18 protein-coding genes and 3 tRNA genes are annotated in these 21,825 nt (G+C 72.1%); 8 read left to right on the plus strand and 13 right to left on the minus strand.

Annotation, left to right across the window (positions count from 1 at the left end; translation table 11 throughout):
- The first annotated feature begins 129 nt into the window (after positions 1-129).
- Complete coding sequence (locus tag ACGFWJ_RS10550) at positions 130-1,287, plus strand: sigma-70 family RNA polymerase sigma factor (RefSeq protein WP_387861464.1); 1,158 nt, start codon at positions 130-132, stop codon at positions 1,285-1,287.
- Between the two features lie 19 nt (positions 1,288-1,306).
- Here ACGFWJ_RS10550 and ACGFWJ_RS10555 read toward each other — a convergent pair whose 3' ends face one another.
- From ACGFWJ_RS10555 to ACGFWJ_RS10565, 3 genes are all read right to left on the minus strand, one after another.
- On the minus strand, positions 1,307-2,716 hold the full coding sequence (locus tag ACGFWJ_RS10555; RefSeq protein WP_387861463.1) for a glutamate decarboxylase: 1,410 nt from the start codon (positions 2,714-2,716) through the stop codon (positions 1,307-1,309).
- A 100-nt stretch (positions 2,717-2,816) separates the two neighbouring features.
- On the minus strand, positions 2,817-4,256 hold the full coding sequence (locus ACGFWJ_RS10560) for an FGGY family carbohydrate kinase (RefSeq protein WP_387861461.1): 1,440 nt from the start codon (positions 4,254-4,256) through the stop codon (positions 2,817-2,819).
- 141 nt (positions 4,257-4,397) lie between these two features.
- Positions 4,398-4,691 carry a hypothetical protein gene (locus ACGFWJ_RS10565; RefSeq protein WP_387643185.1) on the minus strand — a complete coding sequence of 98 codons (294 nt, stop codon included), beginning with the start codon at positions 4,689-4,691 and terminating at the stop codon, positions 4,398-4,400.
- A 299-nt stretch (positions 4,692-4,990) separates the two neighbouring features.
- On the opposite strand from ACGFWJ_RS10565, the gene ACGFWJ_RS10570 reads away from it, so the two are divergent.
- Positions 4,991-5,063, plus strand: a tRNA-Asn gene (locus ACGFWJ_RS10570).
- A 5-nt stretch (positions 5,064-5,068) separates the two neighbouring features.
- Positions 5,069-5,141 (plus strand) — tRNA-Asn (locus ACGFWJ_RS10575).
- 124 nt (positions 5,142-5,265) lie between these two features.
- Here ACGFWJ_RS10575 and ACGFWJ_RS10580 read toward each other — a convergent pair.
- Together ACGFWJ_RS10580 and ACGFWJ_RS10585 are read right to left on the minus strand one after the other, a co-directional pair.
- On the minus strand, positions 5,266-6,024 hold the full coding sequence (locus ACGFWJ_RS10580) for a trypsin-like serine peptidase (protein WP_392947419.1): 759 nt from the start codon (positions 6,022-6,024) through the stop codon (positions 5,266-5,268).
- 120 nt (positions 6,025-6,144) lie between these two features.
- A complete protein-coding gene (locus tag ACGFWJ_RS10585; protein ID WP_392947422.1) occupies positions 6,145-7,059 on the minus strand; it encodes a trypsin-like serine peptidase in 915 nt (304 codons plus the stop codon).
- A 242-nt stretch (positions 7,060-7,301) separates the two neighbouring features.
- Here ACGFWJ_RS10585 and ACGFWJ_RS10590 point away from each other — a divergent pair.
- Positions 7,302-7,375, plus strand: a tRNA-Ile gene (locus tag ACGFWJ_RS10590).
- A 460-nt stretch (positions 7,376-7,835) separates the two neighbouring features.
- Here ACGFWJ_RS10590 and ACGFWJ_RS10595 read toward each other — a convergent pair.
- Positions 7,836-10,112, minus strand: coding sequence for a collagenase (locus ACGFWJ_RS10595; protein WP_392947425.1), 2,277 nt, complete (start codon positions 10,110-10,112; stop codon positions 7,836-7,838).
- Between the two features lie 478 nt (positions 10,113-10,590).
- On the opposite strand from ACGFWJ_RS10595, the gene ACGFWJ_RS10600 reads away from it, so the two are divergent.
- Positions 10,591-11,217, plus strand: coding sequence for an ankyrin repeat domain-containing protein (locus ACGFWJ_RS10600; RefSeq protein WP_392947428.1), 627 nt, complete (start codon positions 10,591-10,593; stop codon positions 11,215-11,217).
- Positions 11,218-11,472: 255 nt separating this feature from the next.
- Entirely contained in the window at positions 11,473-12,384 is a 912-nt protein-coding gene (locus ACGFWJ_RS10605; protein WP_392947430.1) for a 1-aminocyclopropane-1-carboxylate deaminase/D-cysteine desulfhydrase, read from the plus strand.
- A 34-nt stretch (positions 12,385-12,418) separates the two neighbouring features.
- Here the strand turns inward: ACGFWJ_RS10605 and ACGFWJ_RS10610 are convergent, their stop codons facing one another.
- Together ACGFWJ_RS10610 and ACGFWJ_RS10615 are read right to left on the minus strand one after the other, a co-directional pair.
- Positions 12,419-13,960: an LCP family protein gene (locus ACGFWJ_RS10610; RefSeq protein ID WP_392947432.1), complete on the minus strand. Its 1,542-nt coding sequence runs from the start codon at positions 13,958-13,960 to the stop codon at positions 12,419-12,421.
- Positions 13,961-14,181: 221 nt separating this feature from the next.
- Positions 14,182-14,646 (minus strand): MarR family winged helix-turn-helix transcriptional regulator, encoded by a 465-nt coding sequence (locus tag ACGFWJ_RS10615; RefSeq protein WP_387643194.1) that lies wholly within the window; start codon positions 14,644-14,646, stop codon positions 14,182-14,184.
- A 94-nt stretch (positions 14,647-14,740) separates the two neighbouring features.
- Between ACGFWJ_RS10615 and ACGFWJ_RS10620 the strand changes: the two genes are divergently transcribed.
- Together ACGFWJ_RS10620 and ACGFWJ_RS10625 are read left to right on the plus strand one after the other, a co-directional pair.
- Positions 14,741-15,760, plus strand: coding sequence for an NADP-dependent oxidoreductase (locus ACGFWJ_RS10620; protein WP_392947436.1), 1,020 nt, complete (start codon positions 14,741-14,743; stop codon positions 15,758-15,760).
- Between the two features lie 291 nt (positions 15,761-16,051).
- Positions 16,052-16,546, plus strand: coding sequence for a DUF3145 domain-containing protein (locus tag ACGFWJ_RS10625; RefSeq protein WP_387643196.1), 495 nt, complete (start codon positions 16,052-16,054; stop codon positions 16,544-16,546).
- Between the two features lie 109 nt (positions 16,547-16,655).
- Here ACGFWJ_RS10625 and fabF read toward each other — a convergent pair whose 3' ends face one another.
- The 5 genes from fabF to ACGFWJ_RS10650 all read right to left on the minus strand — a co-directional run bounded on the left by fabF (position 16,656) and on the right by ACGFWJ_RS10650 (position 21,602).
- Entirely contained in the window at positions 16,656-17,924 is a 1,269-nt protein-coding gene (fabF, locus tag ACGFWJ_RS10630) for a beta-ketoacyl-ACP synthase II (RefSeq protein ID WP_392947439.1), read from the minus strand.
- A 105-nt stretch (positions 17,925-18,029) separates the two neighbouring features.
- Entirely contained in the window at positions 18,030-18,272 is a 243-nt protein-coding gene (locus ACGFWJ_RS10635) for an acyl carrier protein (RefSeq protein ID WP_073812203.1), read from the minus strand.
- Positions 18,273-18,351: 79 nt separating this feature from the next.
- Positions 18,352-19,380 (minus strand): beta-ketoacyl-ACP synthase III, encoded by a 1,029-nt coding sequence (locus tag ACGFWJ_RS10640; protein WP_387643198.1) that lies wholly within the window; start codon positions 19,378-19,380, stop codon positions 18,352-18,354.
- On the minus strand, positions 19,377-20,315 hold the full coding sequence (locus ACGFWJ_RS10645; protein WP_387643199.1) for an ACP S-malonyltransferase: 939 nt from the start codon (positions 20,313-20,315) through the stop codon (positions 19,377-19,379). The genes ACGFWJ_RS10640 and ACGFWJ_RS10645 overlap by 4 nt, the downstream gene beginning before the upstream one ends.
- A gap of 90 nt (positions 20,316-20,405) precedes the next feature.
- Positions 20,406-21,602 carry a PucR family transcriptional regulator gene (locus ACGFWJ_RS10650; RefSeq protein ID WP_387643200.1) on the minus strand — a complete coding sequence of 399 codons (1,197 nt, stop codon included), beginning with the start codon at positions 21,600-21,602 and terminating at the stop codon, positions 20,406-20,408.
- Positions 21,603-21,825: the final 223 nt, after the last annotated feature.

Here is a 21,825-nt window from a genome sequence, read left to right on the forward strand (position 1 = left end):
CGGCACCCGGGCGTGCGCCGGGTGCCGTTTGTCCGGACCGCGGCCTCCCACAGGTGCCCGGGCCCGCCGGGCTGGGTATCCCATCCGATGTGGCGCGGCACCCCCAGGCCGCGCGCGGCCCCTGGAGGGATGCCCGTGGAGCTCTCAGTCGCCCGCCCGCACCGGACCGCCCCCGCCCGGGACGCCGCGATCCCACGCCAGCCCGGCCCGGCCGGCCCGCAACTCCCCACCGGCGAGCCGCAGTCCGGCCCGACGGACCCCGAAGCCGAAGCCGGGACGGTCCCCGGATCCGAGGGGGCGCAGGAGCCCGAGACCGAGCCCACCGCCGAGGACCTCGCCGACGAGCCCCCGGAAGCCGCCTTGGACGAGGGCGCCGGCCCGGCCGCCGACCTGCTGCGGCAGTACCTGCGCGAGATCGGCCGGATCCGGCTGCTGACCGCCGCCGAGGAGGTCGAGCTGGCCTGCCAGATCGAGGCGGGCCTGTTCGCCGAGGAGGCGCTCGACCGCGCCCCGGACGGGGACGAGCGGCTCACCGACGACCTCGACCGGCTGGTCGTGCTCGGCCGGATCGCCAAGCGCCGCCTGATCGAGGCCAACCTGCGGCTGGTGGTCTCGGTCGCCAAACGCTACGTCGGCCGCGGCCTGACCCTGCTCGACCTGGTCCAGGAGGGCAACCTCGGGCTGATCCGGGCGGTCGAGAAGTTCGACTACGCACGCGGCTACAAGTTCTCCACCTACGCGACCTGGTGGATACGCCAGGCGATGAGCCGCGCCCTGGCCGACCAGGCCCGCACCATCCGGGTGCCGGTGCACGTGGTAGAGCTGATCAACCGGGTGCTGCGGGTGCAGCGCTCCCTGCTGCAGGAGCGCGGCGTGGAACCGACCGCCGCCGAGGTCGGACTGGTGCTCCAACTGCCGCCGGAGCGGGTCCGGGAGATCCTCAAACTGGCCCAGGAACCGGTCTCGCTGCACACCCCGGTCGGCGAGGAGGACGACGTGGCCCTCGGCGACCTGATCGAGGACGCCGACGCCGCCTCCCCGCCGGAGAGCGCCGCGTTCCTGCTGCTGCGCGAGCACCTGGAGGCGGTGCTGGCCATCCTCGGCGAACGCGAACGCCAGGTGGTCCAGCTCCGCTACGGCCTCGACGACGGCCGCCCCCGCACCCTGGAGGAGATCGGCCAGCTGTTCGGCGTGACCAGGGAACGGATCCGGCAGATCGAGGCGAAGACCCTCCGCAAGCTCCGCGAACACGCCTCCGCCGACCAGCTCCGCGGCTACCTGGACTGACCGGACCCCCGGCGGCCCGTCAGTGGTGGAACCCGCTGCGCTGCGGCATGCCCAGCTCGCTGAGCGGCGCGGGCTGGCGCTCAAGCTCGGGCAGCAGCCGCCGCAGGTCGCCGAGCAGCAGGTCCGCCAAGTCCCGGGTGAACCCGTTGCGGCACACCACGCGCAGCACCGCCAGGTCGGTCCGCCCCTCCGGGAAGGTGTACGCGGGTACCTGCCAGCCGCGTTCGCGCAGCCGCCGGGACACGTCGAACACGTCGAAGGAGGCACCCTCGGCCGTGGTGAAGGCGAACACCGGCAGCTGGTCGCCCCGGGTGATCAGCCGGAACGGGCCGAGCTTCTCGATCTGCCCGGCCAGGTACTCGGCGACGTCCCGGCAGGCCTGCTGCACCGCGTGGAACCCGGCCCGCCCGAGCCGCAGGAACGTGTAGTACTGGGCGACCACCTCCGAGCCCGGCCGGGAGAAGTTCAGCGCGAAGGTCGGCATGTCGCCGCCCAGGTAGTTGACCTTGAACACCAGCTCCTCGGGCAACGCCTCCTCGTCCCGCCACAGCGCCCAGCCGACCCCGGGGTACACCAGCCCGTACTTGTGGCCCGAGGTGTTGATCGAGGCCACCCGGGGCAGCCGGAAGTCCCACTTCAGGTCCGGGTCGAGGAACGGCGCGACCATGCCGCCGGACGCGGCGTCCACGTGCACCGGAATGTCGAGCCCGGAGCGTTGCTGGAGGCCGTCCAGTGCGGCGCAGATCTCGGCGATCGGTTCGTACGAGCCGTCGAAGGTGGAGCCGAGGATGCCGACCACGCCGATGGTGTTCTCGTCGCAGTGCGCGACGGCCTGATCGGCGGTCAGGTGGAAGCGGTCGCCCTCCATCGGGACCAGCCGCGCCTCGACCTCCCAGAAGTTGCAGAACTTCTCCCAGCAGACCTGCACGTTGATGCCCATCACCAGGTTGGGCCGCGCCCCGGCCGCGTACCGGTCGGCGTTGCGCCGCATCCAGCGCCGCTTGAGCGCCATCCCGGCGAGCATGCAGGCCTCGCTGGAGCCGGTGGTGGAACAGCCCACCGCCGCCCCGGGATCGGGCGCGTGCCACAGGTCGGCGAGGATCGCCACGCAGCGCCGCTCGAGTTCCGCGGTCTGCGGGTACTCGTCCTTGTCGATCATGTTCTTGTCGCGGCACTCGCTCATCAGCCGGTCCGCGTACTCGTCCATCTGCGTGGTGACGAAGGTCGCCAGGTTGAGCTTGGCGTTGCCGTCCAGCATCAGCTCGTTGTGGATCAGCTCGTACGCGACCGAGGGCGGGATCGCCATCTTGGGCAGCTGGTGCAGCGGCGGGGCCACCTGCATCGCGCCCAGCGGGTCGGTCAGTACGTGCATCGGGCTGAACGGCAGCCGGCGGTTGTCCCCGTGGGCCTGCCCCTTGTGCAACGCCATGACGAACCGTCCCTCCAGTCGTGGAGCCTCCAACGTTGCCACCCCGGACCGCCTGACGCATCTTCAGCGTCGTCTCGCCGGACAGGTTGCGGACGGCCCGTCAGGAGGTCGCGGCGGTCTCCGGGTGGAACTGCTCGCGCACCGCCGCGTACTGCTGGCGCACCGCGTTGCCGACCGCCAGGTCGTGCTCCTGGTCCGGGTTGAGCAGGGTGACGTCCGGCAGTTCCCAGTGCGGGGGCTCGGCCGTTCCGGCGAGCGCCCAGGCGGCCTGGCGGGCCGCGCCGCGCGCCGCGTGGTCGCCGCGCGGCGGCACCACCACGGGCAGCCCGAACACCAGGGGGGCTATCTGCTGGACGGCGGGCAGCCGGCCCGCCGTCCCCAGCAGGAACACCCGGTTCACCGCGACGCCGTGCCCGCGCAGCACGTCCAGCGCCTCCGCCAGGTTGCACAGCATGCCCTCGACGGCGGCCCGCGCCACGTGCTGCGGCGCCATCGACTCGGCCCGCAGCCCGGTCAGGGTGCCCGCCGCCTGCGGCAGCTTCGGGGTGCGCTCGCCGTCCAGGTAGGGCAGGAAGACCATCCCGTACGCGCCCGGCGAGGACTGCAGGGCCAGCTCCGACAGGCCCTCCAGGTCGGTGCCGAGCATCGCGGCGGTGGAGCGCAGCACCTGGGCGGCGTTCAGCGTCGCCACCATCGGCAGGTGCCGGCCGGTGGCGTCCGCGAACGAGGACACCAGGCCGGACGGGTCGACCACCGCCCGCTCGTGCACCGCGAAGATCGTGCCGTTGCCGCCCAGCGACACCACCGCGTCGCCCGGGACCAGCCCCAGGCCCAGCGAGGCCGCCATGTTCTCGCCGGTGCCGGCCGAGATCAGCAGCCCCTCGGGGGTGTGCCCGGCGGGCTCGGCCGGGCCGAGCACGTCCGGGACCTTCAGCTCGTGGCCGAACGCCAGCTTGATCAGGTCCTGCCGGTACTCGCCGGTGATCGGCGACCAGTAGCCGGTGCCGGAGGCGTCGCCGCGGTCCGTGGTGCGCCGCCGGGCGCCGCCCAACAGTTGGGAGACCAGCCAGTCGTGCGGCAGCAGCACCTCGGCGATCCGCTGCGCCGACACCGGCTCGAACTCGGCCAGCCAGCGCAGCTTGGCGATGGTGTACGTGGGGCCCGGTACCGCGCCGATCGCCTCCACCCAGGGCTGCGCACCGCCGAGCGCGTCCAACAGCGCGGCCGCCGATCCCGCCGAGCGGGGGTCGTTCCACAGCAGCGCGGGCCGCACCAGGACGCCGCCGGCGTCCAGGCCGATCAGCCCGTGCTGCTGGGCGGACACCCCGATCGCCCGGACGCCCTCCAGCAGGCCCCCGGCGGCGGCGTCGCCGAGCGAGTGCAGCCAGTTCTGCGGGTCGACCTCGGTGGAGCGGGCGTCGTCGCCCTCGGGCAGCGGATGGGGGGCCCGGCCCTGCCGCAGCACGGCGCCGGTGTCGGCGTCGCACGCGACGATCCGGGTGCGAGTGGTGGAGCTGTCGATGCCCGCGACGATGGCCATGCCGAGATCATGCCGCAGTCGGCGGCCGGGGCGGGCCCGACTGCCGCAAGTGTTGCCCAGTCGGTACCGGAACCAGCCCCGCCTCCGACCCTCCGTGCCTGGTCGGAGGCGGTCCGTGCCGACCGGGGACGTTCGGTGCGATCAGGGGCGGACGGTGCCCCAGCCGTCGTCCTCGCCCTGGTGCTTCGCGAAGTACGGGACGCGCTCGGTCAGCGAGTTCGGCAGCTTCTCGCCGACCTTGTCGGCCACCGCCCCTGCGGCCTTCCCGGCCACCGCGCCCGCCTGCTGCTTGGCCTTGCCGGCCGCGTCCTGCACCCGCGGGTTCTCCCGCAGCTGTCGGGCCGCACCGGCCAGCTGGTCGTACCGTTCCCGCCCGGCCCGGGTACCGAGGACGTACCCGATCCCGATGCCCACGATCAACGACACCTTCCACATGCCCTGGTTCCACCCTTCGTTGCCGCGCGATTGTCTGCCGCGTCTACCCGTCCGGCCGGGCCGTGAACCGCCCTGCCGGTGGCGGGTCCGGGCCAGCCGGAGCCACCGTGCACCAGCATCCCCGTCCGCACCGTACGGCGCGCGCGGGGCACGCCGGACCGGCCCGCGGCCGAGGTGGGGGAGGCCGCTGCCGAAAGCGATTGGCGGAACACCCCCCTGAGTGCGCTAATGTATGTCCCGCAGCGAGCACCGTGGGCCCGGAGAGATCCGGAGACCGGGGTGGTCGAAGCGAAGCACTATCCTCCATAGCTCAATTGGCAGAGCAGCCGACTGTTAATCGGCAGGTTATTGGTTCGAGTCCAATTGGAGGAGCGCGGTCCCCCATAGCTCAATTGGCAGAGCAGCCGACTGTTAATCGGCAGGTTATTGGTTCGAGTCCAATTGGGGGAGCTTCACCGGAAATTACGGTGATCAGTACAGAGCGAAGGCCCTTCGGTGAAGCCGAGGGGCCTTCGTGTTTTCCGCACGCCCGGTACCCCCGGGGCCCGCGCCCCGGAGGCTTACGGCGGGGCGCTCAGCCGCCGGCCTGCCGGTAGAGGTCGGCGAGGCGGTCGCCGAAAGCGACGCTGTAGGAGACCTCCGGGCTGTTCCCGCCCTGCTGGTAACCCCCTATTACGCCGACCACCTGACCCTGCTCGGTCACCCAGGGGCTGCCGCTGGTGCCGTCGGTGAATCCGGCGCAGTCGAAGCGCTGCTGGGTATTGCTGCGCGAGGTGGTGAGGCCCTCGCAGGTGATCGGGGACACGGCGTTGTTGGGATAGCCGGTGACGGTGACGTCCAGCCCGAAGCCGAGTCCGGTGGCGAGCGTGAAGGCGCCCATCGCGTCCTCGATCTGCCGGCCGCGCACCGTGCCGACAGTGAGGAACGCCACGTCGTACCCCTCGTTCTCGTCCGGCCCCCAGCGCGGATCCACCAGCACCGCGTTGACCGGCCAACTCCCGTACGGGGCGCGCTGGTCGCGGTAGCCGGGGGCGAACACCAGACCGTCCAGCGGGACGCCGCGCGGGGCCGCGCAGTGGGCGGCGGTGATCAGCAGATTGTGGCCCCGGCTGTGCACCACGGCGGCCGTGCAGGCCCGCATGCCGTCGGTGTCGTCCACGAACAGCGGCCCGATCCGGTTGCCCAGCGGACCCGCGGGGGCGGGCCGGGCGGTGGGGCCGTTGTTGGTCGGCTCGGCGGAATCGCAACCGGTCGCGGCCGCCCCCAGCAGGAGCAGCAGCGCGCAGGCCGCGGCGGCCGGGCCGCTGCCGATTCGGGGAGAGGTGCGCGGCACCGTCACTCGCTTCCGCTCGACGGGCCCGCCCGGGGGTGCCGGGCGGAGGATGCAGCAAGATCTACCAGGGCCCGCACGGCAGCGGCAAACGCCTCGGCGTGGGGCCCGCCCGACTGGGTGTCAGGAAGCCTGGGACGCTTGCGTGTAGAGCATCCGCACCCGGTCGCCGAAGTAACTGCTGTACGAGATGTCGGCGGTGTCGCCACCCCGCTGGTAACCGCCGATCACGCCGACCACGGTGCCGGTGTGCGTGCTCGGATCCAGCTCGGTCACCCAGGGGCTGCCGCTGGTTCCGCCGGTGTAGTCCGGGCAGTCGATCCGCAGCTGGGTCGGGCTCTGCCGGACGGTGGTGTTGCTGCAGGTGATCGGCTCGTCGGAACTGCTGGGGTAGCCGGTCACCTTCACCGGCAGGGTGGAGCCGCGATTGATGCCGAGCCGGTTGGCGCCCAGCACCTGCTGCACCTGCCGCCCGTTCTGCGGCCGCACGGTGGCGAACGCCACGTCCAGGTCCTGATTGCCGCGGGTGCGCCAGCTCGGGTCGACGGTGACGGTGCCGAGCGGCCAGACACCCGAGGGCGCGTCACCGGAGCGGTAGCCCGGTACGAACACCAGGTCCGTGCGGGAGGTGCCGATTCCGGGATCGACCAGGCAGTGCGCCGCCGTCACGATCAGGTTCCGGGCCGGGCTGCCGACCACGCTGGCGGTGCAGAAGTGGTCGCCGTCCGCGGCGTGCGTGAACACCGCGCCCACCCGGCTGTTCAACGGCGTCGGCAGGGCGGTGTGAGTCGCCCCGGCACGCCTGCCGAGCGCCGCCCGCAGCCGGTCCCGGTTCCAGCCGTGCCCGCCGGTCTGCGAGGCGAGGGCGCCCGACGGCAGCGACGCCGGCGGCTGTGTGGTGCTCTCCCCTCCGGTGGGGCCGGACGGGCCGCAGGCCGCCGCCAGGACCGCCGTTGCCAGCAAGGCCGCCGCGCCCGCCGACCGCTTCATCCCGGCCACCCGCTCCCGCTCGCCACTCGCCGCCAATCCGATGATCAAGCGTCACCCGCGGTGCGGCGCGGTGCCACCGTCGCTCCAGAGCGGTTCGCCCGTCGGGGTGTCCGCCGGACGGCCGTGGCCGGGGCCACGAATGGGCGGCGCGGACGGGACGGGAACGGGCGGGCCCGGATGCGCCCCCGGCGCGCACCAGGGGTGACCGACCGGCTATGCTGCCGGGGGCGTCCCTGAGGGGCCGTCCACTGCTGCCAGGGCCGCGTGTCGGCCCCGGCGGGTCGAGTCGGGGGGCGGTAGCTCAGCCGGTTAGAGCAGGGGACTCATAATCCCTTGGTCGTGGGTTCGAGTCCCACCCGCCCTACCTCGGCCGCTGACCGACCGTCAGCCGATGGAGCTCCCTGGCCAGGCGAAATGCCGGACTTGTCGAGCTCTGAGCGTAGATTAGCGTCCCCGGCAGCTCCTGTGCGCAGCGCCGCGAGCGCGCGCCGAGGAATTCCGGGGAACTCGGGCAGGATCCGAACCCCGGGCGGTGCTTCCGGGTGGCCCCGGCGACCTGGGCCGCATCGCTGTCCGCCCTTGCCGGGGCCCGTGGTTCCCCCTGGACGTCGAAACGGTCCGGTGGTTGGCCGCGGCCGGGAGATTCACCCCATCGGGAATTGCTGCGCGGTGACCGTTTGGGCACGCATGATTCGGTGCGGGTACTCCGGGGGCAGGGACCGCGATCGCCGGGCGCGGAGGGCCGGGGAGTCCGGCGACCGAGCCGGATACGGCGCGAGGCCCGCGGTCCTGGGATCCGCGGGCCTCGGGTGTCACCGGGCGGTTCAGTACTGCGTGGTGACGGTGACTCCGGAGAAGGAGTTCTGGGCGTAGAGGCTGAAGTACACCCAGCCTGCGGGCGGGTTCGTGATGGTCAGGGTCTCACCGTTGCCGCTGTTGGTGGACTTGGCGGCGTAGGAGCCGGTGGTGGCCCAGCCGGCGGGGTTCCAGTAGAGGTCCGCGTTGCCGGTGCCGCCGGTGGTGGTGATGGTGAGCTGCTTCACGCCGGCCGGCAGGTTGAGGAAGCTGTAGCTGTAGTTGCCAGTGGTGGCCGCGACGTTGTCGCGGCGGCAGTTCTGCCCGTACGAGCGGGTGTCCTGGCCGGCGCAGAGCGGGGCGGCGGGCGGCCGGGTGCCGCAGTTGCCGGCGCCGCAGGCGGCCAGGTAGGTGGCGAAGTCGGCGTCGTACGAGGTGCCGATGCGGGTGATGACGGCGCGGGCGCCGGTGAAGTCGCCGCTACGGGTCTTGGCCAGGTAGGCGGCGACGTCCTGCGGGTGCGACTGCAGCATGTAGCGGACGGCCAGGTAGCCCCAGTTGTAGGTTCGGGTGGAGTCGGTGTTCTGGTAGGTGGTGTCGAACAGCGTGCTCAGCTTGTAGGTGCCCTTGGCGGCCTGCGCGATCGCGTCGTCGTAGCGCACGTCCCGGTAGGTGTAGGACATGTACTCGGCGAAGCCCTCGATCCACCAGATGTTGGGGACGGTCTGTCCGGCGTCGTAGTCGCCGTAGAAGTCGAAGCGGCCGTCGAGGTAGTGCGCGTACTCGTGGTTGAGGTTCCAGATCGAGAACGCCGGGCGCAGCCACTCCGCCTCGTGGGCGATGAAGCGGGCCTGGTTGCCGGGCTCGTTGGGCTTGCCCTCCAGGTACATGCCGCCGTTGTCCACGTCGATGTCGAACATCGACCAGGCGTACAGGCGGTAGTCGTAGGAGGAGTCGTAGACCACGACCTCCAACTGGGTGTTGAGGTCACCGGGGACGGGGCCGTTGTCCTTGACCACGCTGTGGAACAGGGCGTCCTCGTTGGCCAGGCTGGAGCAGGTGCTGTCCAGTTCGGCGGCGGTCAGCGCCTGGGCGCGGATGTGCAGGGCCGGGCTGCAGATTCGGTCGACGGTCAGGACCAGCGGGGCGAGCCGGGTCGGCAGGTCGCACAGCCCGTAGTAGGAGCAGTGGCCTTCGTCCTTCTTTTCGGTGAACCAGGCGAGGTTCATCGTGAGCGGGCCGGTGGCGCCGATCAGCGGGAAGGCGTTGACCAGATCCTTGACCAGCGGGCGGGCCTGGGCCTGCAGCACCGGCTGCTCCAGAAAGGAGCCGAGGTCGATGCCTAGGCCGGTGGCCAGGTCGCTGCCGTTGAGCATCGAGCTGTTGCGCTTGACGAAGGCGGAGATCGAGGCGGCTACGGACGGGTCGGCGGCCAGCGCGGCGTTGAAGGAGTCGGTGCCGAGGCCGTTCTCCAGCACCAGCTTGGTGTTGGAGACGGCGGTCCACATGCCGCCGGTCCAGGAGCTGGTGTAGCGGTCCAGCAGGTCCTTGACCACGCCGGTGTAGCGGGCGTTCTCCTGAGCGGAGTCGATCAGGATGACCGCCTCGGAGAGGATCTGGCCGTTGGCCTCGGTGACGTCCTTGGCGTGCGGGGCGGCGTAGAACGCGTCCAGCGCGCCGCGGATCGAGGTCTGCAGTGCGGTGCCGTACGGGCCGACCGCGTCGGCGTGGTTCCACTGGACGTAGTAGCCGGCCCGCAGGAAGGCGATCAGTTGGGCGGCGGACGCCGAGTCGGTGCCGTCGTAGCTCGCCGAGGCGGTGCGCAGGGCGTCGGCGACGGCGACCATCTGCGGCTCGCGGAAGGTGTTCTTCGCGTCGGTGCCGGTGATCGAATAGAGCTTGCCCAGGCAGTCCAGGCCGGCCGACTTGACCGTGTTGACCAGGGTGGTGCCGCCGGTGGAGCCGAACAACGAGGTGTCGCAGCCGGTGGCGTCGGCGGCGAGCGCGCCGAGCTTCTTGACCGACTCGACGGCGGGGGCCTGGGTGGCCGGCCGCGGTGCGGACTTGGTACCGGTCCCGACCTGACCCGGGGTCGGGCGGGCGTCCTTCGGCTCGTCGGCCGACTTCGGGACGGGGTGTGAGGCGGGGGCGGTGGCCGTGTCGGCGGGGGTGGCGCCGGTGGCGGGCTGGGTGGGGGCGGCGAAGGCGCGGCCCTGTGGGGCGAACAGCCCGACGGTGAGGACCAGCGCGAAAGCGAGCGCGAACAGCCGGCCCAACTGGGCGGCAGATATCCGGATATGACGCACGGTGGGGGACTCCGAGCGGTAGTGGCCGAGCCGAGGGGGGCGCCGACCATCTGACGTGTGACATGTAAAATTGCACATAATCCCGGCGGGCGGAAGAGGGAGATCGCCATGGTGATCGAATCTCCACGTTCGCGGCCCTGCCCGGCTTCCTCGGCCGCCTCGCCTGCGTCGACTTCTCAACGCCCGGCCGGTGTCGGCCTCTTGTAGCGGATCGTCAGCATCGTCGACTCTGCGTCGGGTGCCGGAGCCGGCCCCTGCGGATGTCGCGCATCGACTGATCGGATGACGTCGGTATCGACCGGAAGGCTCGCGGGGACTGGCCGGTTCGACGACGAATCGAGCCCGGGGGCGGGGCAAATATGGAGGTGGGAGGTTCGCCGGAGGCAGCCGGCGGGCCCACCGTTCGGCCCGGCCCGAGCTCGCATGTGCCGAGGACCGCCCGTGCCGCACCTGCCGTCCCTTCAGGAGGAGGACCGTAATGACGACCGCGATCGACCAGCGTCTGCTCGGTGCCGCGCACACCGGCGACCTCGCCGCTGTCAGGGCCGCGCTGGCCGCAGGCGCGAACTTGGAGGCGCGCGATCCGCAGGGGCGGACGGCGCTGCTTGCGGCCGCGCTCGCCGACCAGGTGGCCGTCGCCGAGTTCCTGGTCGCGGCGGGAGCGGATCCGGATGCGCAGGACCACCGGGAGGACAGCCCATGGCTGGTCACCGGCGTCACCGGCAGCGTCGCCATGATGCGGGCCCTGCTGGTCGCCGGGCCGGATTTCGGGCTGACCAACCGGTTCGGCGGCGTCAGCCTGATACCGGCCGCCGAGCGCGGTCATGTGGCCTACGTGCAGGCGGTGTTGGAGGAGACCGACCTCGATGTCGACCACGTCAACCGCCTGGGGTGGACGGCCCTGCTGGAGGCCGTGATCCTCGGCGACGGGGGTGGCCCGCACACCGAGATCGTCCGCCTGCTGCTCGCCGCCGGCGCCGACCCGCAGCTCGCCGACGCCGACGGCGTGACCGCGCTCCAGCACGCCGAACGGCGCGGCTTCGGCGGCATTGCGGCCGTGCTCCGCGAGGCCGCATCCGATCCGAGGAAGGAAGTTGCCGAATGACCATCCGTCGACAGCGCCACGTGCCGCTGCTGATGGCCGTCGTGTCCGCGCCGGCCGCGCTTCGGGGCGGAGCGGAGCCCACGAGCGAGGCAGCGCGGTGGGGGCCTGGCAGGGGCGTCCAGCGCGGCGGGGAAGGCATGGTCGGGCGGGGAGCCGTAGCCGATCAGCGGGCCATCGCGCGGCGGCCTGGCGCTGTCGGGGTGCCGGCGTACAGGGGCCGGCGGGGTGCTGCCGGTCCCCGGTTAGGGTGAGTGGATGCTCGTGCCCGCTGACCTGCCCACGCCGTTGACGGTGGTCGACGACCCGGAGCTCGCCGCCGCGGGGGTCGAGCTGCGGCTGAAGCGGGACGACCTGGCGCATCCGACGGTGCCCGGCAACAAGTGGCGCAAGCTCGCACCGAACCTGGAGCGGGCTGTCGCGGACGGCTGCCGGGCGCTGCTCACCTACGGCGGGGCGTACTCCACGCATGTGCGGGCGGTGGCCGCGGCGGCGCGGGCGCTCGGGCTGGAGAGCGTCGGGGTGATCCGCGGGGCCGAGCTGGCGGGAATGCCGCGGAACTGGTCGCTGGCCCGGGCCGAACGGGACGGCATGGTGCTGGAGTTCGTCGAGCGTTCCGTCTACCGCGAGATCGCCTCCGGGCGGCAGGAGCGGCGGGCGGGGCACTTCGTCCTGCCCGAGGGCGGATCGAACGCGGCGGCTGTGCGCGGGGCCGCGGTGGTCGCCGCGGAACTGGCCGACCAACTGCCGGACTTGGGCGCGCGGGACGTGGTCTGCTGCGCGGTCGGTACGGGTGGAACGCTGGCCGGGATCGCCGCCGGTCTGCCGCCGGACGCGCAGGCGCTCGGCGTGGCGGTGCTGCGTGGCGAGGGCTACCTGGAGCGCGAGGTTGCGGCGCTGCAACTGGCCGCGTACGGCCGGGAGTTCGGCAACTGGCGGCTGGAGCACGGCTGGCACGGCGGCGGGTACGGGCGGGTGCCGCAGGAATTGGAACGCTTCGCCGCCGGGTTCGAGCACCGGCACGGGGTGCCGGTGGAGCGCCGGTACGTGGCGAAGGCGCTGTCCGCGGTCTACGGCCTGGCCCGGGCGGGCGAGCTGGCGGACCGGCGGGTCACCCTCGTGGTGACCGGCCTTCCGGGCCCGGACCCGGCCGCGCCCCAGGAGGCGTAGGCGCCGCCGGGCCCGGGGGCCCGGCGGCCGGGGGTCAGCCGAAGCTGAGGTCGGCGCAGAGGTCGCTGTCGGCGGGCCGGGTGTTGTCCGTGATGCCGTTCGGGATGGTGGACGGGATGGTGCCGGCGGAGGCCCCGGCGTCGGGGATGCCGGGGGTGTCGGCGCCGGCCCGGTCCTGGCCGACGGTCAGGGTGATGCCATCGCTGCCGGAGGCGGCGCGGAGTTCCGCGCCGGGGTAGAGCCGGGCCAGGCGTTCGGCGGCGGGGCGCTGGTCGGATGCGTACTCGATCAGCGTGGTGTTCCGGGCGGGCGTGTTCTCGGCGATGGTGACGTTGCGGTACCCGTTGCCGCGCAGCGCGGTCGCGGTGCGTCCGGCCAGCCCGGGCGACTTGGCGGCGTTGTGGACCGTGATCGGCACGTCCAGGTTCGTGCTGTCGGGGCTGCCGGTGGCGGATGGGCTGGCCGAGGCCGAGGGGTCGGCCGACGCGGAGGCGCCTGCCGAGGCGCCGGCGGACGGGCTCGCGGTGTCGCCGGTGAGGCGGCCGTCCAGGGTGCGGTCCTGGCGGAGCAGGTCCCACAGGATGCCGGCGTCCGGCTGCACGATGGCGACCCGGGCGCCCTGGAAGCGCCAGGGCAGGGTGACGAACTGGATGTCGGCGAGCTTGATGTTCTGCAGCGACTGGGCGAACTCGGCGAGCTTGTACGGCGATCCGAGGTCGGGGTCGACGGTGAGCGACTTGGTGGCGGCGTCGGCCAGCGGCAGCAGGGTGGCCAGGTCGAAGCCCTCGCCCTGCACCTTCTTGATCAGCGAGGACATGAACGCCTGCTGACGGCGCATCCGGCCGATGTCGGAGCTGTCGCCGAGGCCGTGCCGGGCGCGGACGTAGTCGACGGCCTGCTGCCCGGCGACGGTCTGCCGGCCCTTGGCCAGCTGGATGCCGTAGGAGTTGACGTCGTTGGGCACGCACACGTCCACGCCGCCGACGGCCTCGGTGATGGAGGCGAAGCCCTTGAAGTCGACGACCAGGGTGTGGTCCACCCGCAGGCCGGTCAGCTCCTCCACGGTGTTCTGCGTGCAGGCGGGGTTGCCGTCCTTGAACTCGCCGATGGTGAAAGCCAAGTTGAACATCTGGTTGGCCCGGGCGGTGGTCCACCGGCCGTCCGCGAGCCGGCACGGCGGGATGGTGACCAGGGTGTCCCGGGGGATCGACACGCCGACGGCGTGTTTGTGATCGGCGTAGACGTGCAGCAGGATCGCGGTGTCGGAGTGCCCGACTCCCACGTCACCGCCGCCGAGGTCGCCGTTGCCGTCGCTCCGGGTGTCGGAGCCGAGCAGCAGGATGTTGACGGGGTGTCCACCGGTGGGCGCGGGAGGCCCGGCCGGCGGGCGGGTGGAGGCGATGCCTTCCGGGGCGAAGGTCGTGATGTTGTGGTCGAGCCGCTGGTAGTACCAGGCGCCGAGTCCCGCGGCGACGACCACCATGACGGCGGCGGTCGCCCCGAGACCCTGGGCTATTCGGCGGCCTCTGCGGCGTCGTGGCGAGGCCGCGGCAGTGCTCTGGGTGGCGTCGGTCATCGATCCGGGATCTCTCTGCGCGCAACGGGAACTGGTGCCCGAGGGCAGGCAGTTGCCGCCTCCGCGAGACTGCGGACGGCGGGGCGTTCGTCACCACTTAGACGGTGCGGTGACGGGAATGGTTACACGCGAACCATCATTTCGGAGAGATTTTTCGACCCTCGAACCGGGGTACCCCCGAATCGTCCGACGCGGAGTCCGGGGGGCGGTCCGGCGGAGGGTCAGTCGCGGGCCGAGGAGTCGAGCATCCGCCGCAGCAGGTCCCGCAGTTGGGCCCGTTCGGGGGCGTCCAGCGCGGCCAGCGGCTCGCGGGCGAAGTTCAGCGATTCGCGCAGTTCGGAGGAGGCGGTGAGCCCCGAGTCGGTGGCGACGACCAGCTTGACCCGGCGGTCCTGCGGGTCGGACTCGCGGGTGACGAAGCCGCGGCCCTCCAGCCGGTCGACGATGCCGGTGACGTTGGACGGCTCGCAGGAGAGGGTCTGTGCGATGTGCCGCATCGGCATCGGCCCGCGCCGTAGCAGCGCCAGCACTTTGGCCTGCGCGCCGGTCAGCGAGCGGGCGGCGGCGGCCTCCTCGTACTCGCGGTGGAAGAGTCCGACCAGGCGTGCCATGAGGTCGACGACCTCCACGGTGATCGGGTCGGCGGTCGGAATCGGTGCCTGCTCCATGACCTGCTCCTTCTCCATGGCGCCGAGTCTAGCTGAACAGTTGACAACATGAACCTTTCATCCACAGGATTACTTGAGCCACTGAATGTTTCAGGTTGATGAGGAGCGTGTGATGGCACAGCAGGACCTTCCCGCCACCGGCCGCGAGTGGCACCTGGCCGCCCGCCCGCAGGGCTGGCCGGCTCCCGGCGACTTCGCCCTGGTCGAGGCCCCCGTCCGGCAGCCCGGCCCGGGCGAGATCACCGTGCGCAACGCCTACCTGTCCGTCGACCCGTACATGCGCGGGCGGATGAACGACGTGAAGTCCTACGTCCCGCCGTACGCGCTGGGCGCGCCGATGGACGGCGGTGCGGTGGGCCACGTGGTCGCCAGCAACGCCGAGGGCTTCCAGGTCGGCGACGCCGTGCTGCACGGGCTCGGCTGGCGTGAGTACGCCACCGTGGACGCGGCGCGCACCGTCAAGGTCGACCCCGAACTCGCCCCGCTCTCCGCCTATCTGGGCGTGCTCGGGATGCCCGGCCTCACCGCGTACGCGGGGCTGCTGGAGGTCGCCTCCTTCCGATCCGGCGACACCGTGTTCGTCTCCGGCGCGGCCGGCGCCGTCGGTTCGCTGGTCGGCCAGATCGCCCGGCTCAAGGGCGCGAAGCGGGTCATCGGCTCGGCCGGTTCCGCCGAGAAGGTCGCCACCCTGGTCGACGACTACGGCTTCGACGCCGCCTTCAACTACAAGGAGGGCCCGGTCGCCGAGCTGCTCGGCCGGGCCGCCCCCGACGGCATCGACGTCTACTTCGACAACGTCGGCGGCGAGCACCTGGAGGCCGCGATCGGCGCCCTGCGGGTGCACGGCCGGGCCACCCTGTGCGGGGCGATCGCCCAGTACAACGACACCTCCGCCCCGGCGGGGCCGCGCAACCTGGCGCTGGCCATCGGAAAGCGCCTTCGCCTGCAGGGCATGCTGGTCAGCGACCACAGTGCGCTGCGCGGCCAGTTCCTCGAGGAGGTCGGCGGCTGGCTGCGGGACGGCTCGCTTCGCTACGACGAGACCGTGGTCGAGGGCGTGGAGAACGCCGTGGAGGCCTTCCTCGGCATGCTGCACGGCGCCAACATCGGAAAGATGGTCGTACAGGTCTGAACGGCGCAAGAGCTGATGATGTGACAGCTTTTGCTGCGTCAACCCGCCCCCACCGGATGCGCGATCCGGTGGGGGCGCGCGTTTAGGTCCGTTCGGGGGAGGTGGGCGCTGTGGGGGTAGACCTCCCGGGGGAACCGACTAGCATGGAGGGAAAGCTTGTCCGTTTTGCTCGATTTGATGACCTAATGTCGAATAAGTTGAGCGTCACGGGGTAGCCACTGGTCCGTACCGACCGGCGACGGCGCGAGGCAGCTGGGGAAGGCGACCCTCGTCCACAGCCAGGAGGTCCCGGTGACGACACGTGGTGTGCTCTACATCCACTCCGCGCCACGCGCGCTGTGCCCGCACGTCGAGTGGGCGGTGGCGGGCGCCCTCGGGGTGCGGGTCAACCTCGACTGGATCCGGCAGCCCGCCGCGCCCGGCCACTGGCGGTCCGAACTCTCCTGGCAGGGAGAGCCCGGCACCGCCTCCAGGCTCGCCTCCGCGCTGCGCGGCTGGCAGATGATGCGTTACGAGGTGACTGGCGAGCCCTGCGCCACGGCCGAGGGCGAGCGGTACTCCTCCACGCCCAGCCTCGGCATCTTCCACGCCGTCACCGGCATCCACGGCGACATCCTGATCCCCGAGGACCGGCTGCGGGCCGTGCTGCTGCGCTCCCGCAGCGAGGGCAGCGACCTGGAGACGGAGATCGGCCGGCTGCTCGGAAAGCCGTGGGACGACGAGCTGGAGCCGTTCCGGTACGCGGGTGAGGGTGCGCCGGTGAGGTGGCTGCACCAGGTGGTGTGACCCGTAGCGGCGCGGAGACGGGACCGGCCCGGCACTCGATCGGAGTGCCGGGCCGGTCGCGCAGTTGTTCGCGCGTGCCTCAGAGGGTGGTGTCTCAGACGGTGGCGTCTCAGACGGTGCGGAAGGCCAGGACCACGTTGTGGCCGCCGAAGCCGAAGGAGTTGTTGAGGGCGGCGATGCGGCCCTCGACCGGGAGCTTGCGGGGCTCGTCGCGGACGATGTCGGCCTCGATGTCGTCGTCCAGGTCGACCACGTTGATGGTCGGCGGGGCGATCCGGTGGTGCAGGGCGAGGACGGTGGCGACCGTCTCGATGCCGCCGGCGCCGCCGAGCAGGTGGCCGGTCATCGACTTGGTGGCGGAGATCGCCACGTGCCCGAGGTGCTCGCCGAGTTCGCGGCTGAGCGCCTTGACCTCCGCGGTGTCACCCTGCGGGGTGGAGGTGGCGTGCGCGTTGACGTGCACGACCTCGGCCTTGTCCAGCTCGTTGCGGTCGAACAGGTCGGCGATGGCGCGGGCCACGCCGGCGCCGGTCGGCTCCGGCTGGGCGATGTGGTGGGCGTCCGAGGACAGGCCCTGGCCGATCGCCTCGCAGTACACGCGGGCACCGCGGGCGGCGGCGTGCTCGGCGGACTCCAGCACCACGACGCCGGCGCCCTCGCCGAGGACGAAGCCGTCACGGGCCTTGTCGTACGGCCGGGAGGCGTGCTCGGGGTCGTCGTTGTTCTTGGACATCGCCATCATGTTGGAGAAGGCGACGATGGGCAGCGGGTGGATCGCCGCCTCGGTGCCGCCGGCCACCACGATGTCGGCGCGGCCACTGCGGATCATCTCGATCGCGTAGCCGATCGCCTCGGCACCGGAGGCGCAGGCGGAGACGGGGGTGTGCACGCCGGCCCGGGCGCCGACCTCCAGGCCGACGTTGGCGGCCGGGGAGTTGGGCATCAGCATCGGGACGGTGTGCGGGGAGACCTTGCGGACGCCCTGCTCCTTGAGCACGTCGTACTGGTCGAGCAGGGTGGTGACGCCACCGATGCCGGAGGCGATGACCGCGCCCAGACGCTCGGGGGTGAGCTCGTTGGAGTCGGCGGTGGCCGGGCCCTCGAAGCCGGCGTCCTTCCAGGCCTCGCGGGCGGCGATCAGCGCGAACTGGGCCGAGCGGTCCAGCTTGCGGGCCACCGGGCGGGGCAGGATTTCGGACGGCTCGACGGCGACCCGGGCGGCGATCCGGACCGGCAGGTCGGCGGCCCACTCCTCGGTGAGCGCGCGGACCCCGGACCGGCCGGCCAGCAGGCCCTCCCAGAATGTGGCGGCGTCGCCGCCCAGCGGCGTGAAGGCGCCGATACCCGTGACGACCACGGTGCGGTTTTCAGCAGTCACTGGTTTCTTCTTCTCTCACGTAGAGCGGGGGGCCGGACGAGCCGGACGGAAAGGGGGACGGTCGGGGCGCGGCTGGCGCGCCCCGACCGGCAGCCTGACGACTGGTCAGACGTTGGCGACGATGAAGTTCACCGCGTCGCCGACGGTCTTCAGGTTCTTGACCTCGTCGTCCGGGATCTTCGCGCCGAAGCGCTCCTCGGCGGCGACGACGACCTCGACCATGGACAGCGAGTCGACGTCCAGGTCGTCGGTGAAGGACTTGTCGAGCTCGACGTCCTCGACCGGAATGCCGGCGATCTCGTTGACGATCTCGGCGAGACCTTCGAGAACCTCGGTCTGGGTAGCCATATCGGCTGCTCCTCTTCGGTGGTGACGGCGGACGGTCCGACGGACCGCCGCGGGTTTCATGTGGTGCGGAGAAAAACGCCTAGGGGAGAGTAACGACTGCTGCGGCGTAGACCAGGCCGGCCCCGAAGCCGATGATCAGCGCCAGGTCGCCGCTCTTGGCCTCGCCGCGCTCCAGCATCCGCTCCATGGCGAGCGGAATGGAGGCGGCGGAGGTGTTGCCGGTCTCGACGATGTCGCGGGCCACCGGGATCTCGGCGGGCAGCTTCAGCGTCTTGATCATGGCGTCGATGATGCGCATGTTGGCCTGGTGCGGGATGAACGCGCCGAGCTGGTCGGCGGTGATCCCGGCGGCGTCCAGCGCCTGCTGCGCGACCTTCGCCATGTCGTACACGGCCCAGCGGAAGACCGTCTGGCCCTCCATCCGGAGCGCGGGCCACTTGATCTCCTCGCCCGCGCCGTTGACGGCGTCGGGCTTGGCGAAGGCGGTGTCCCAGGCCTTGGTCTGCGAAATCACCTCGGACTGCGAGCCGTCCGAACCCCAGACCACCTTGCCGATGCCGGGGGTGTCGGACGGGCCGACGATCGCGGCGCCCGCGCCGTCGCCGAAGATGAACGCGGTCGAGCGGTCCGACTTGTCGGTCAGGTCGGACAGCCGCTCCACGCCGATCACCAGCACGTACTCGGCGCTGCCGCCGCGCACCATGCCGTCGGCCAGGCTCAGGCCGTAGCCGAAGCCCGCGCAGGCGGCGGAGATGTCGAACGCGGGGGCGGTGCCGCAGCCGAGCCGCTGGGCGATCTCGGTGGCGATCGCCGGGGTCTGCTTCAGGTGCGAGACGGTGGCGACGATGACGCCGCCGATCTGCTCCGGAGCGATCCCGGACATCGCGATGGCCCGCTCGGCCGCCTGCACCGACATCTCGGCGACGGTCTCCTCCGGGCCGGCCCAGCGGCGCTCCGCGATACCGGAACGCGAGCGGATCCACTCGTCCGAGGAGTCGATCCAGTTCAGCACCTCGGAGTTCGGGATCACCCGGGTCGGGCGGTAGCCGCCGACCCCGAGGATGCGCGAGAACTGGGCGCCGGTGGCCGGCTTGATGGTGGCAGTCATGCGGACTTCTCCTGCTTGCCGTGCTCGGCCACGAGCTCACGGGCCCGGTCGAGATCGGCGGGGGACTTCAGGGCCAGCGTGGCGACACCCTTGACGTTGCGCTTGACCAGGTTGGTGAGGGTTCCGGCCGGGGACAGCTCGATCACGGCGGTCGCGCCCAACTGCTGCAGGGTCTCCATGCACAGGTCCCAGCGGACCGGGTTGGACACCTGCGAGACCAGACGGGACAGCACCTCGGCACCGTCGCCGACCACCTCGCCGTCCTTGTTGGACACGTACGCCACCGCCGGGTCGGCCGCCGTCAGCGTCGGCGCCAGCTTCTCCAGCCGGGCCACGCCCGGGGCCATGTGCGCGGTGTGGAACGCGCCCGCGACCTTCAGCGCGATCAGCCGCGCGCCGGCCGGCGGGTCCGCCTTCAGCGCGGCCAGCTGCTCCAGCGTGCCGGCCGCGACGATCTGGCCGCCGCCGTTGTTGTTCGCCGCGGTGACCCCGTGCGCGGCGAGCTTCTCGGCGACCGCCTCCGGGTCGCCGCCGAGCACCGCCGCCATGCCGGTCGCGGTGGCCGCGGCGGCCTCCGCCATGCCGAGGCTGCGCTCGCGGACGAAGGCCAGCGCGTCCTGCTCGGACAGCACGCCGGCCAGTGCCGCGGCGGTGATCTCACCGACGCTGTGGCCGGCCAGCGCGCCGACCGACGCGGAAACGCCCTGCGGCAGCAGCGCCTGAGCGGTCACCAGGCCGGCGGCCACCAGCAGCGGCTGGGCGACGGCGGTGTCCTTGATCTCCTCCTCGGAGGCCTCGGTTCCGGCGTGCACCAGGTCGAGGCCGGCTACCTCCGACCACTGGCGCAGCCGGTCGGCGACGCCGTCCAGTTCGAGCCAGGGGTTGAGGAAGCCGGGAGTCTGGGCACCCTGTCCAGGGGCGACGATAACGAGCACGGTTCAACCCTCTCTCGCCGGACGCCGTGGGGCGGGTAGGCGACGATGACGAAGAAAAGCACGTCGGATTGTGGATTCCCTACAGTGCGATCAGCCCTGGTCAGGCCCGGAGCCGAGACGCCCCAGGGCAAGGGCGATGCGCAGGGTGAACGCCGAACGCACGTCCGATGGAGCATAGCCGGTGACATCTGTCACACGACGCAGCCGGTAGCGCACGGTGTTCGGATGGACGAAGAGCATCCGGGCGGCACCTTCCAGCGAGGACGCCTGCTCCAGATAGACACTCAGCGTCTCCAGGAGTGCCGAACCGGCCTCCTCCAATGGTGTGTAGATCTCCTCCACCAGCTGACGGCGCGCCACCTCGTCGCCCGCCAGCGAGCGTTCGGGCAGCAGATCGTCGGCCAGCACCGGGCGTGGCGCGTCCGGCCACGCCGAACACGCCTTCAGGCCCTGCGCGGCGGCATGCGCCGAGCGGGTCGCCGACAGCAGGTCACCGACCGTCGGACCGACCACCACCGGGCCCGGCGCGAACTGACCGATCAGCGCCCGCGCGGCGTGCACCGGCTCCTTGTCGCCGCCGACCACCACCACCAGGCGGCGGCCCAACACCCCCGTCAGCACGTGCAGCTTGGCGTACCGGGCGGCCCGCCGGATGGCCTCCACCACCAGCTCGCTGTCGCCGTCCGGGGCACTGCCCATCACGACCCGCACCTGGCTCGGCTGACCCCAGCCCAGTGCCGCCGCCCGGGACAGCACGCCCTCGTCGGCGTCCCCGGACAGCAGCGAGTTGACGACCAGCGCTTCCAGCCGGGCGTCCCACGCGCCGCGCGCCTCCGCGGCCTGCGCGTACACCTGGGCGGTGGCGAAGGCGATCTCCCGGGCGTAGACCAGCACCGACTCGCGCATGCCCGCCTCGTCGCCGGGCGCGGCCACCTCCTCGATGGCCTCCTCCATCACCTCGATCGTGGTGCGGATCAGCTCCACCGTCTGCCGCAGCGTGATCGCCCGGGTCAACTCCCGCGGGGCGGTGCCGAACACGTCGGTGGAGATCGCCTGCGGCGCCTCCGGGTGCCGGTACCACTCGGTGAACGCCGCGATACCCGCCTGCGCGACCAGGCCGATCCACGAACGGTGCTCCGGCGGCATCCGCCGGTACCAGGCCAGCTGATCGTCCATCCGGGCAATCGCCGCGGACGCCAGCTTGCCCGCCGACTTCTCCAGCCGCTTCAGCGTCGCCGCCCGCAACTCGGCGCGCTCCGACGCGAGTCGGCGCTCCTCGGCGGTCATCCGGCCACGGCCGGGGACCGCCGCGGTACCGTTCGGCCGCGCCGGACGTTTCGCGGACTTCTTATCCGGGCCCCGGTCGGCGGGCCGCTCCTGGGCGGGCGGCTCGCCGGACGTCCGGTCGGATGCTTTGTCGGGTTTCGCTGAAGCGGATGGCACGGCACTAGCCTGCCTCACGCGGACGGGTGCTCGTGCACACCCCGCGCCGAGAAGACCGGTGGCACCC

Origin of the sequence: Kitasatospora sp. NPDC048407 (genome assembly GCF_043200475.1) — a bacterium.
Classification (GTDB): domain Bacteria; phylum Actinomycetota; class Actinomycetes; order Streptomycetales; family Streptomycetaceae; genus Kitasatospora.

Bases quoted from the DNA above. Each gene is read 5' to 3' on its own strand.
- ACGFWJ_RS10635 (WP_073812203.1), bottom strand. From the start codon at position 18,272: ATGGCTACCCAGACCGAGGTTCTCGAAGGTCTCGCCGAGATCGTCAAC.
- ACGFWJ_RS10550 (WP_387861464.1), top strand. From the start codon at position 130: ATGCCCGTGGAGCTCTCAGTCGCCCGCCCGCACCGGACCGCCCCCGCC.
- ACGFWJ_RS10600 (WP_392947428.1), top strand. From the start codon at position 10,591: ATGACGACCGCGATCGACCAGCGTCTGCTCGGTGCCGCGCACACCGGC.
- ACGFWJ_RS10615 (WP_387643194.1), bottom strand. From the start codon at position 14,646: ATGGAGAAGGAGCAGGTCATGGAGCAGGCACCGATTCCGACCGCCGAC.
- ACGFWJ_RS10560 (WP_387861461.1), bottom strand. From the start codon at position 4,256: ATGGCCATCGTCGCGGGCATCGACAGCTCCACCACTCGCACCCGGATC.
- ACGFWJ_RS10555 (WP_387861463.1), bottom strand. From the start codon at position 2,716: ATGGCGTTGCACAAGGGGCAGGCCCACGGGGACAACCGCCGGCTGCCG.
- ACGFWJ_RS10620 (WP_392947436.1), top strand. From the start codon at position 14,741: ATGGCACAGCAGGACCTTCCCGCCACCGGCCGCGAGTGGCACCTGGCC.
- ACGFWJ_RS10650 (WP_387643200.1), bottom strand. From the start codon at position 21,602: ATGACCGCCGAGGAGCGCCGACTCGCGTCGGAGCGCGCCGAGTTGCGG.
- ACGFWJ_RS10640 (WP_387643198.1), bottom strand. From the start codon at position 19,380: ATGACTGCCACCATCAAGCCGGCCACCGGCGCCCAGTTCTCGCGCATC.
- ACGFWJ_RS10610 (WP_392947432.1), bottom strand. From the start codon at position 13,960: ATGACCGACGCCACCCAGAGCACTGCCGCGGCCTCGCCACGACGCCGC.
- ACGFWJ_RS10565 (WP_387643185.1), bottom strand. From the start codon at position 4,691: ATGTGGAAGGTGTCGTTGATCGTGGGCATCGGGATCGGGTACGTCCTC.
- ACGFWJ_RS10605 (WP_392947430.1), top strand. From the start codon at position 11,473: ATGCTCGTGCCCGCTGACCTGCCCACGCCGTTGACGGTGGTCGACGAC.